The 9,222-nt window shown below is 69.2% G+C and carries 11 protein-coding genes; 7 read left to right on the plus strand and 4 right to left on the minus strand.

From position 1 onward, the window contains the following. Positions 1 to 24: 24 nt before the first annotated feature. The 4 genes from ACWGJM_RS45720 (at position 25) to ACWGJM_RS45735 (ending at position 2,402) form a co-directional block, all read left to right on the plus strand. On the plus strand, positions 25 to 504 hold the full coding sequence (locus ACWGJM_RS45720) for a hypothetical protein (protein WP_453417703.1): 480 nt from the start codon (positions 25 to 27) through the stop codon (positions 502 to 504). A gap of 10 nt (positions 505 to 514) precedes the next feature. Then, complete coding sequence (locus ACWGJM_RS45725) at positions 515 to 952, plus strand: hypothetical protein (RefSeq protein ID WP_453417704.1); 438 nt, start codon at positions 515 to 517, stop codon at positions 950 to 952. A 62-nt stretch (positions 953 to 1,014) separates the two neighbouring features. Beyond that, positions 1,015 to 1,860, plus strand: coding sequence for a class I SAM-dependent methyltransferase (locus tag ACWGJM_RS45730; RefSeq protein ID WP_453417705.1), 846 nt, complete (start codon positions 1,015 to 1,017; stop codon positions 1,858 to 1,860). Next, positions 1,857 to 2,402 carry an NUDIX hydrolase gene (locus ACWGJM_RS45735; RefSeq protein ID WP_453417706.1) on the plus strand — a complete coding sequence of 182 codons (546 nt, stop codon included), beginning with the start codon at positions 1,857 to 1,859 and terminating at the stop codon, positions 2,400 to 2,402. Before ACWGJM_RS45730 ends, ACWGJM_RS45735 begins: the two co-directional genes overlap by 4 nt. Positions 2,403 to 2,422: 20 nt before the next feature. Here ACWGJM_RS45735 and ACWGJM_RS45740 read toward each other — a convergent pair whose 3' ends face one another. Then, the gene (locus ACWGJM_RS45740) at positions 2,423 to 2,923 is read right to left on the minus strand and encodes an NUDIX domain-containing protein (RefSeq protein WP_453417707.1); all 501 of its coding nucleotides are present in this window, start codon (positions 2,921 to 2,923) and stop codon (positions 2,423 to 2,425) included. A gap of 172 nt (positions 2,924 to 3,095) precedes the next feature. Here ACWGJM_RS45740 and ACWGJM_RS45745 point away from each other — a divergent pair, with 172 nt between their 5' ends. Further along, positions 3,096 to 4,352, plus strand: a complete 1,257-nt coding sequence (locus ACWGJM_RS45745) for a hypothetical protein (protein ID WP_453417708.1) — start codon at positions 3,096 to 3,098, stop codon at positions 4,350 to 4,352. A gap of 632 nt (positions 4,353 to 4,984) precedes the next feature. Continuing rightward, a complete protein-coding gene (locus ACWGJM_RS45750; protein ID WP_453417709.1) occupies positions 4,985 to 5,605 on the plus strand; it encodes a hypothetical protein in 621 nt (206 codons plus the stop codon). Here the strand turns inward: ACWGJM_RS45750 and ACWGJM_RS45755 are convergent. Both ACWGJM_RS45755 and ACWGJM_RS45760 read right to left on the minus strand, forming a co-directional pair. Then, on the minus strand, positions 5,595 to 7,178 hold the full coding sequence (locus tag ACWGJM_RS45755) for a hypothetical protein (protein ID WP_453417710.1): 1,584 nt from the start codon (positions 7,176 to 7,178) through the stop codon (positions 5,595 to 5,597). The genes ACWGJM_RS45750 and ACWGJM_RS45755 overlap by 11 nt on opposite strands. Positions 7,179 to 7,366: 188 nt before the next feature. Beyond that, positions 7,367 to 7,744 carry a hypothetical protein gene (locus tag ACWGJM_RS45760; RefSeq protein ID WP_453417711.1) on the minus strand — a complete coding sequence of 126 codons (378 nt, stop codon included), beginning with the start codon at positions 7,742 to 7,744 and terminating at the stop codon, positions 7,367 to 7,369. 44 nt (positions 7,745 to 7,788) lie between these two features. Between ACWGJM_RS45760 and ACWGJM_RS45765 the strand changes: the two genes are divergently transcribed. Continuing rightward, the gene (locus tag ACWGJM_RS45765) at positions 7,789 to 7,968 is read left to right on the plus strand and encodes a hypothetical protein (RefSeq protein ID WP_453417712.1); all 180 of its coding nucleotides are present in this window, start codon (positions 7,789 to 7,791) and stop codon (positions 7,966 to 7,968) included. A gap of 106 nt (positions 7,969 to 8,074) precedes the next feature. On the opposite strand, the gene ACWGJM_RS45770 is transcribed toward ACWGJM_RS45765, so the two are convergent. Then, positions 8,075 to 8,272 carry an amidase family protein gene (locus tag ACWGJM_RS45770; protein ID WP_453417713.1) on the minus strand — a complete coding sequence of 66 codons (198 nt, stop codon included), beginning with the start codon at positions 8,270 to 8,272 and terminating at the stop codon, positions 8,075 to 8,077. Positions 8,273 to 9,222 lie beyond the last annotated feature (950 nt).

A 9,222-nucleotide genomic window follows, 5' to 3' on the forward strand; every position in this document is an offset into this window, starting at 1 on the left:
GTCCCGATCGACAAGGAACGCACCATGGACCAGGCCCTGCCCGATAGCGGAACGTACGTCTGCCACGGCATCACCTGGGCGAGCGGAGACCCCCGCCTCCTGCTCGCTCCGCTGCCCGGCGGACCGCTCGTCTACGCCGGGATCATGGGCCAGCACCTCGGCTACCAGGTGAGCGGTACCGACCGGTGGTGCACCGGCCGGTACCGGTTCGCCGACCGGGTCCGCGTCGAGGCCGTCGCCTGCCCCGACCGGGCCGCGGCCGAGGCCGGCGGCCAGTGCGCCGCCTGCGCCAGCCGGGACGACTTCCGCTTCGCCCACCAGTTCCACTCCGGTGGCCACGTCCCCGACGCCCTGGCGGCTTACATGGCCCAGCCCCACTGGCTGTACCTGGCGACGTTCGCCGACGGCACCACGAAGGTGGGCACCGCGGCCGCCCCCCCGCAAGCGCTCTCGCCTCGACGAGCAGGGCGCCCTGGTCGCCACCTACCTCGCCGAGAGCCCTGACGGCCGCACCGTGCGGTTCCTCGAGGACGCCCTCACCCGCCGCCTCGGCCTGACGCAAACCGTGCGAGCTGCGGCCAAGCTGACGGCCCTGGCCGAATTGCGCGACCTCACGCCAGCCCGCACCGCCCACCAGCAGCACCTCGACCGCGCCGCGGAGGCCCTGGCCGACCTGAACATCCCGGCGGTGCTGGAGCCGTGGATGCCACCCGGCGAAGGCGACCTGCTCGGTGCCCCAGGCACTGAGCGCGCCCTGTACCCACACGACCCTAGTGAGGGCGAGCACGGGCTGACGATTCTCTCCTGCATCGGCTCCCAGGTCCTCGCCTCCCTCGACAGCGACGGCGAACTGCCCTACCTGCTCGACCTCGGCGCTCTCAAGAGCCGCCGCATTACCCTCGGCGCGACCTTCTCTTCACCGCCAGGCGCCGTACAGTCCGCGCTCTTCTGATCCTGCCCGAACGCCCGGCCCGGGCTGCCGGGCCCCTTTCCGCGAAGCGAGGCCACCGCATCATGGCACCCCAGGACGCCATCCTCGGCTGGGACGAGGACACCAACGCCGAGGCGTACGAAGCCTTCACCCGCGCCCACCCCATGTACGACGCCACGAGCCGCGACCTCGCCCGCCGAGTCCACCTGGCCGATGCCAGCCTGGTGATCGACCTGTGCGCCGGCGTCGGCGCGACCGCCCGCGCGATTCTCGACGTGATCCCGGCCCGAGCCCGGGTGGTCTCCGTGGACAACGCCGCCGCGATGCAGCGCGTCGCCCGCCGCACCCTGACCGACGCTCGCCTGACCTGGATCACCGCACCGGCCGAGCAGCTCGCCAACGACGTTCCTTCCGGCAACGCTGACGCCGTGGTGTGCAACTCGGCGATCTGGAAGACCGACACCGCGGCGGTGTTCGCGGCCGTCGCCCACATCCTGCGCCCAGGCGGGCGGTTCGTCTTCAACATCGGCGGCGGCTTCGCCGGCGTGCGTCACCCCGACGAACAGTCCGTCCGCACCGGGCCGTCGCTGAACGCTCTCATCCGCCAAATCGCCGTCCAGAAATACGGATACACACCACCGCCTACGGCCTCGGGCGCGCCACCGAAGCTGCCGCTGGAAACGGTCACCGAGCAGCTGGGCAAGGCCGGACTGGCCGTCGTCGAAACCGAGGTCACCGCCCAGCACAGCACCATGGCCGAGAAGAAGGCGTGGCTGTCCATCCCCGTCTTCGCGCGACCCGAAGGCGACTTCACCCACGCCCAGCGGATGCAGATCCTCGACGCCGCCTACGCCCTGACCACCCCGGACGCCCCGTCGGTGACGAGCTGGCTCATCGTCGTGGCCCAGCGGCCGGAGACCACCGCATGACCACGGCCGCCTCCGCGCCCGGAAGCAAGGAGAGCTTCTGCGACCACACCAGCGTCGGGGTACTGATCTCTTCCCCGAGCGGGCTCCTGGTGTTCGAGCGGGTGACTCCTCCGGCCGGTCTCGCTCCGGTCGCCGGCCATGTCGACCAGCACGGCGGCCCGGAGCCGGCCGCCCGTGATGAGGTCACCGAAGAGGTCGGTCTCACCGTCACCCACCTTCACCTGCTGCTGGACCGGTGGCGGCCCAACCGCTGCCGCCGCACGCCCACCGGCCCGGTGGGCCACCACTGGTGGATCTTCCAGGCCGAGGTCTACGGATCGCTGCGCCCCTCGCCCCGGGAGGTCCGCGCCCCCCGGTGGGTCCACCCCGACCAGCTCCAGAAGCACGCGCTGCGGGCCGTCTCGCACGCCGACGGGCACCTGAGCCTGGAGCAGTTCGAGCGGGAGCCTGGCCTGGAGCCGGTGTGGTGCCGGTTCCTGCACGCCCTTGAGCTGATCACCCTGTCCTCGGTAGCCCTCGACCGGATCGACGCGGTCCTGTGAACGGCGACCGGGGGCACAAGTCAGCGGAAACCGACCGCCCGGCCGGCCGCAAGGCGCCGGGCGTGCGCACGGATCCGCTCGCGGTCCTCGGGGAAGACGCTGTCCCAGCCGACGTCCAGGCGGAACCATGCCACCGGCTGGTTCTGCTCCCCGCTGAGCGGCACGTCGCGTCCGACGATCGCGGCGTAGGACAGGCCCAACGTCGGGGACCAGTCGGCCCGGTAGGAGCGCACCGCCACGGCCGCGGGCTCGGGCAGCAACTCGGTGCGCAAACCGGTCTCCTCCAGCAGCTCTCGCGCCGCCGCCGCACGCGGTCCCTCGCCCGGCTCCACCTTGCCGCCCGGCGGCACCCATCCGCGCACGCGGTGCTTGACCAACAGGACGTGCTCGAAGGCGGGGTCCACGACCCACACCTCGGCCGCCAGCGGCTCCATCGGGTGCCGGCGGGCTTCCTCCAGCCAGGCCCGGGCACCGTCGAACTCCCTTGCGGCGAGGCGGGCATCCGTAACGGCCTCACCCAAGATCATCTGACTGACATCACTATGAGTCACCCGCCCCACCCTAGGCCGACGGAGTGGCCGGATGTCGCAGGAACGAGCGGGCAGCCCTCCGGTCGTGTCCGGCCGACTCACCCGGGCCCCGGCGCGGCTCGGCGAGCATCCGTAGTGCCCGCTTCACACGAAGGAGTTCAGCGTGCACCATGACCAAACCTCAGACCGACGAGCCTGGGTCGTCCTGGGGGGCATCCACCTCCTCAACCGCACTGCGCCGCGGCGACGCGACGAGCCGATCGTGCTTGTCCGTGTGCCGCCGCAGGAGGCATGCCGACCGGCCACCACCGTGGCCGTCCACTGGAACACGCTCGGTCTCTGCCCAGCCGATGCCCTCCGCTCAGGCGGCGCCCGGCTCGGGACGGCCCACATCGACGGCAGCGAACTGTTCCCCGACGCCATCGCCGGCCCCGCCCTGCGCGCCCTGGTCGGCGCCGACGCCCCACCGAGCCTGGTGCCGCTGTGCTACCTGGCTGAACACCCCAGCGGCGGATACCACGCATACGCACAGATCCGCTTTCACCCCGAGGACGCCTGCTTCGTCCGCACCACCCGCGAACCGGTCGGCCACGGCCCGGCCGAGGAACTGCGTTGGCTCGAACCCGTATTGTCCGCTCATGCCCATTCGAGCACGGCGCTCAACAACCACCTTCGGTACTTTCGCAAGCACTTCTCCGGCACCGAGCTGGAGTTCAAGTACACCCTCGATCCGGCACGGGACATCTGGGCCGCATCCATGGAACTGCTCAAGGCCCTGCGCGACGGCGAACTGGAGGACTACCGACCGGAGTATCGGGAAGAGTTCCAGATCCACCACACCGAGAACCACCTCTTCGACGTCACCGGCCCGGAGGCCGAGATCGGCTACGCCTCCTTCATCCCCACCGTCACCGCCGGACACGTACTTAAGCGGAAGTGGTTCACCGAGGACACCTTCGCCCGCCGCGAGGAACTCACCCCCGGCCTCGACATCACCCCCGACCGCTTCGAGGCATACCTGCGCGAAGAACTAGGCCTCCAGGTGCGGGCCATGCCGCCCTTCCAACGCGTCCGATACGACGTCCAGTGCGAGTCGATGCGCACCGGCCACGTCTACGGCATCTTCCTCGACCGATGCTCACTCCTGGCGGCACCCGAAGTGGTGCTCTCCCAATGCGAGCTGGAGTACCTCCGCTCACGCAGCGTCCTCGGCCATGACCAGGACGAGGTCTTGCGCGAAATGGAACGCATCAACAACTGGCTGCGCGGCCACCTCTCCTCCCGCGGGTGGGCGACCGAGCACACCTTCTACTCCAAGCGCAGCTTCCTGCGCCACGCCGTCGATCTCCGACCGGAGCTGGCCCCTTCGATGGCCATGCCCGCGCCTGGCAGCCCCGACATGACGGTTAGCCGGTCGTGATGGGGGCTGCGGACAGAGTGCATCCGCAGGTCCTGACGACCGAGCTATGCCGACTGCTCCGTATCGACCAGGCGGCACCCGGCAATCCCCCAGAGGAGGTACCGGAACCCGCATGAGTGATCGAACGCAGCGTCACAGCACGCTCCCCCAGCCGCACACCATTCCCGGCATAGGCGCCACGAACGGGTGAACGCCATCGGCACTCCAGCCACATTGATAACAGCAGACACGAACGAAGCGTTCGCCCAACGGTCACCAACCGGCCGTCGCCGATCCCTAGGGGTTCGCCGACCTACCTGCGAAGCCCTGATCAGGAGAAGCGGGTTGCTTCATCAGCATGTCGATCACGCTGGACGACTCCGAATTTCAAGATCCCCGACAGCCTCAGGTACTCAGTAGCCATCGTCCGGATCCCCGGACCGCGGCCGGCCGACAGGCCTGCGGCCGGCTCGTGCCGGCGTCCGAAGTCGTCGCCTCGCGCCCCCGGCGCGCGCCGGAAACGCGCTGGCTCGCCGCTGCGCAAAGGTATGCAACCACCCGCCGGAGCCGGGGAGAAGCACGCCCCGCTACATTCGAGGACCCGGTATGACGAACGTCGCCCAGTACCGGTGAATCCTCAGGAAGGTGCTGTAGTGCGTCTGTTCGCCGATCATGTCTCGGGTCCGCCGTCCGCTGAGCGATTCGCCGGGCCGCTGTGGTTGCGGGAGAAGCCCGGTGGACTGAACGAAATCGAATGGCGGCTGCGTCCCGGCCTGCCCGCGATTGTGCTTTACCAGGCCAAGATGACGTCGTCGATGTCCCTCTTGTTGGCCTGCTGCGGCAACGCGTTCGACTCGACGTTGGCCGCGATGCGGGAAGGAACCGAGGAGCATCTGCCCGAAGAGTTGGTGAAGCACTGGACGTCCTTCGCGCACATGGTGGCCAACGGGCAGAATGGCGATCTCTCCGATCTCGGGATCACGTTGGTCACCGACCCTGTTGACGGTGTGAAGAGCGGTTGTGTCGCCACGGTCGTGAGTCCGCGCGGAAGCGAGAGCGACCTGAAAGACGCCCTGACCCGGGTGATCAGAGGAGCGGCCTCCGCGATCGGGGAGGGGGTGGAGGCGGCTGAGCGTTCGACCCGAATCCACGGGCTGCTGGCCGCTCAGTCGGATCACGCGGTGCTGGACGACCGACTGGAGGCAATCACCGCGACCGGGTTCCGTTTCGGCGCCACGAGGTCCCTGCTCGACCTGGACTGGCCTACAGAATGAACACCGGCCGTCCGTCGCGGACGGTGTAGAGCGGGTTGCCGAGCTTGTCGACGCCGGTGCGGCGGATCAGGTCCATCGCCTCGTCGAATGTCTCGGCGACGCAGTGGATGTCTCGGTCCTCCTCGAACAGCCGGCGCGCAGTGTCCACGTCTGGCAGTGCGCCGGTGGACATGACCAGGCCGCCCCAGGCCAGCGCGCGGACATAGCGGATCTGGTCGAACACGCCGGCCAGCCCGGCAGGCCCGAGGATCGCGGCGGACCTGGCCACCGCATCGAGATCGGGAGTGCGGTTGGCCATCGCCGCGTTGAGCACCGCGGCCGCCAGCCGGGTGAACACCTTGGTGGCGCCGGTGGCACGATCCCGCGCGATCTCCAGGGGATAGATCACGCCGGACGCCTCCTTGGCGACATCGCGCAGCAGAGTGAGCAGCTCCTCGCCCTCACCCTCCGCCCGGGAGAGGGCGGCCCGCGCGACTTGGAAGGAGTGCCGCCAGTCCTCGCTCGCGTCGTCGGAGAACCAGTACACGGGCGCGTCGTCGCCGAAAGACAGAACGATCGCGGCGCAGCCGGTGTGGGCGTCGATGGAGACGTCGACATGGCCGTCGACCGCCGTTCCGACGGGGAGTCCGGACGCGTACGTGCCGCTCATGACCGACTGCTCGCCGTCGGTGACGGTGAACCGGTCGCGCTCGTCGACGGTGACCGTGACCGGGTGGCGGCCGAGTGACAGCACCGAGCGCTGGAACATCAGCGCGATGTTCCGGACGAGGTCCTCGTCCGGAGCGTGTTCGAGCGTTTCGTCATGCAGCGCGATGAGCCGGTCCGCCCCCAGGTCGGCGGTAGCGTCATCGACGTCCCACCGCCTGTTGCCGTGGCGCGCCCATGCGTCGAACTCCGTGTACATCTTGCGGTCCCGGTGGCTCGCGAGGAACTCATCGAGGTTCGCGGCGTGGTTCGCGCAGCCGAAGTCGATCACCCGCCGCACGAAGTACTCGATCATCTTGTCGACCGCACGTTGGCTGTCGTCCTCGTCGAGCAGGTGGGCGATCAACCCCAGGTCGGTGTACAAGTACTCGATGGCGTAGGAGAAGAACAGCTCGGGGTCGCCAAGGCGGGCGTCGACTCCGATGCCGGCGCTCCACAGCGCCTTCACCAGCAGGTAGCCGGGCAGGTAGCCGCCGTCCTCGGGATCGGCCGGCTGGACGAGGACATCCAGGCGGCGGGTCACGACCTGCTGCTGCCGACGCGTCGAACCGAGGATGACGTCGAGCACGTTGCGGGTCACCGCGTCCTGGTGCTCCTCCGGTTCGAAGGACGCGATCGCACCGGGGCCGAAGTAGTCGGCGACCCGGGCCAAGACCGGGCACAGCCGGGGCAGCGTGCCGAACGACGACAGGTCGAACTCGGCGAACAGTGCCAGTCCTTCGGCGAGCGGGCGCTGGAGCGCGATGAAGGCCTCGTACCGCATCATGGCGCCGGTGATCCGGCGCGCGACATCCTTGTCGCGCCGACGCCCGCTGCGGTAGGCCGCCGCATCGGTCAGCGCGCGCTGGTGCAGCAGGCTCACTGCCATGCCGACAGTGTTCATGAAGCACCAGTGGTGGGTCGCCTCGTGCAGGAAGGCAGGCAGGCAGTCGGGCGAGAGGTGCCGCTCGATCAGACGCTGGACGTGCTTGCCTGCCCGGAAGGACGAGATGGCGGTCTGGTTGGTGATCGGATTGGTGAAGCTGCGCCCGCTCAGCGCCGACGCGAAGTGCTCGCTCAGTTTTCGTCACCGACCATCTTGTCCCAGGGAATGCCGGTGGCGGAGGCGAGCTTTGACGCCAATGCGGAGTCGATGGCCTCGCTTGACGTGTCCCGCCACTTCAGGGTAATCCGCTCAATCCGGCCGTCGGGATGCTCGATCTCGACAACCTTCTCGAACGACGTGCCCCGGTGGCGGTACAGCAGATAGCTGACCATCCCCTTGAGCGTGTAGGCCGAAGCGGCCACCACAACGGTCACCACGCCGAGATCGCCGAAGCTCCCCTCCGGCACGGGCTCGTGGTGGAGCGCGATCGCCCCGCGGTCGACGAACTCGCCCAGCTCGAGGGCATCGGACCGGGACAGTCCTGGTAAGCGGACCTTGGTTGCTGACACGGAAGTCTCCAAACAGCGCACGGCGGAGCGGCATCGTACCGCGCGTGAAAGCGGTGCCGTATCGCTTTGGAACGGCTGGGGAGGGCTCGTTCGAGCTGTCGGCGTTCTGCACGCTCAAGGACCCGGCCGCTGCTGTTCGCGGCCCGGTCAACGACGAGATCCTCACGCAGGTGGTGGCCGATCCGGAGCGGCGCGGGTGGAAGGGCCGCTGGCGGTGCGGGTGAGAGGCAAGAGCGTGTCAACCGGAGCCGCCCGCCAGCCGCGTCGGTCCCCGCCTCGGACGATCTGGCCTTCTTCCTTCCGGCCCGGCCTCGGGAAGAGCCTCCGTGCTCAGCTAACGGGCGGGCAGCGATCGGCCCAGGGGTGCGCCAGCTCGAGGGCGCGAGCCACCTGGAGCAGGAGGTCCTCCCGCCACGGTGCAGCGACGATCTGGATGCCGACGGGCAGGCCAGTGCTGTCGCCGTGGTGGATGGGGATTGAGATCGCCGGCTGGCCCGTCACGTTGAACACCGACGTGAGCACCCCCATCGTCGTCAGTACCCGCCCGCCAGGCACCGACGAGCGGCGGAAGACAGGCCATCGTCGGCGTGACGAGGAGGGCGACGCCGGCGAGGAAGCCTTCGACGATGCGTCGCGACAACTGCTGGGTCCTGCTCGCCCCTTCCGTGTACGCCCGCGAGTCGATCGCTTGCGCTGCCGTACGGAGATCACCGCTGCGGCGCAGCGCGGGGGCAAGGGCACGCAGCATGCGCTCGACCTGTGGGGTCTGACGGACCAGTTGGCGGGTGATGGGGTCGAGGGTCTGCGCTGCCAGACCGTCGCGTGCTGCCCGCCAACAGGCCGCGCGCAGCATCTCGGTGGCAGGGCGATGGGCCGGTTCACCGGCACGAATGGCGCCGAGGGCTGTGGCGAGCAGTGCGCGGATGACTGCTGCTCGCAGGACGGTGTTCTCAGGGTGAGCCCTGCATCGGCGACGCGTACCTCCACGGTGGGCAGGTGGTCGCGCGCGCCAGGCCGCTCCCGCAGGCGCCCGAACGGCGGCCAGCCGTGGTGGAAGGCACCGAGCTCCTGGATGCAGGTCCGGGTAGTCCTGTGTACAGCTCGGTGGCCCACACCCTGGCCAGCGCCGCATTGAGGGCGGGGGACAGCGGTCATCGTCCCCAGCCGCGGCGTCGACGACGACAGGTCCTGGCTCCGCGATGTGTTCGCGTCCCGCGCGCCGCCTCCGGGGCTTCCACCCTGGTCGTGGACACCAGTTGTCACGCAGCGATGGCCAGCTTAGTTGATCTCTGCTCGAAGACGACCGGCGCGAGGTAGCCGATCGTGGAGTGCCTGCGCCGGTGGTTGTAGAAGCAGAGCCAGCGGAAGACTGCGAGCCGGGGTCCTAGGGCCTGTGTGAGGTCGTGATCATTCTCGGGTTCTGGTCCCGTGCGGGGGTGGGACCTGGTAGGACGCTGAGTGTGACACGTATGCAACTC

This window comes from Streptomyces sp. NPDC054834 (assembly GCF_053611185.1).

Coding starts and splice junctions, on each gene's coding strand:
- ACWGJM_RS45720 (WP_453417703.1), top strand. CDS start 25: ATGGACCAGGCCCTGCCCGATAGCGGAACGTACGTCTGCCACGGCATC.
- ACWGJM_RS45730 (WP_453417705.1), top strand. CDS start 1,015: ATGGCACCCCAGGACGCCATCCTCGGCTGGGACGAGGACACCAACGCC.
- ACWGJM_RS45735 (WP_453417706.1), top strand. CDS start 1,857: ATGACCACGGCCGCCTCCGCGCCCGGAAGCAAGGAGAGCTTCTGCGAC.
- ACWGJM_RS45755 (WP_453417710.1), bottom strand. CDS start 7,178: ATGGCAGTGAGCCTGCTGCACCAGCGCGCGCTGACCGATGCGGCGGCC.
- ACWGJM_RS45770 (WP_453417713.1), bottom strand. CDS start 8,272: ATGGGGGTGCTCACGTCGGTGTTCAACGTGACGGGCCAGCCGGCGATC.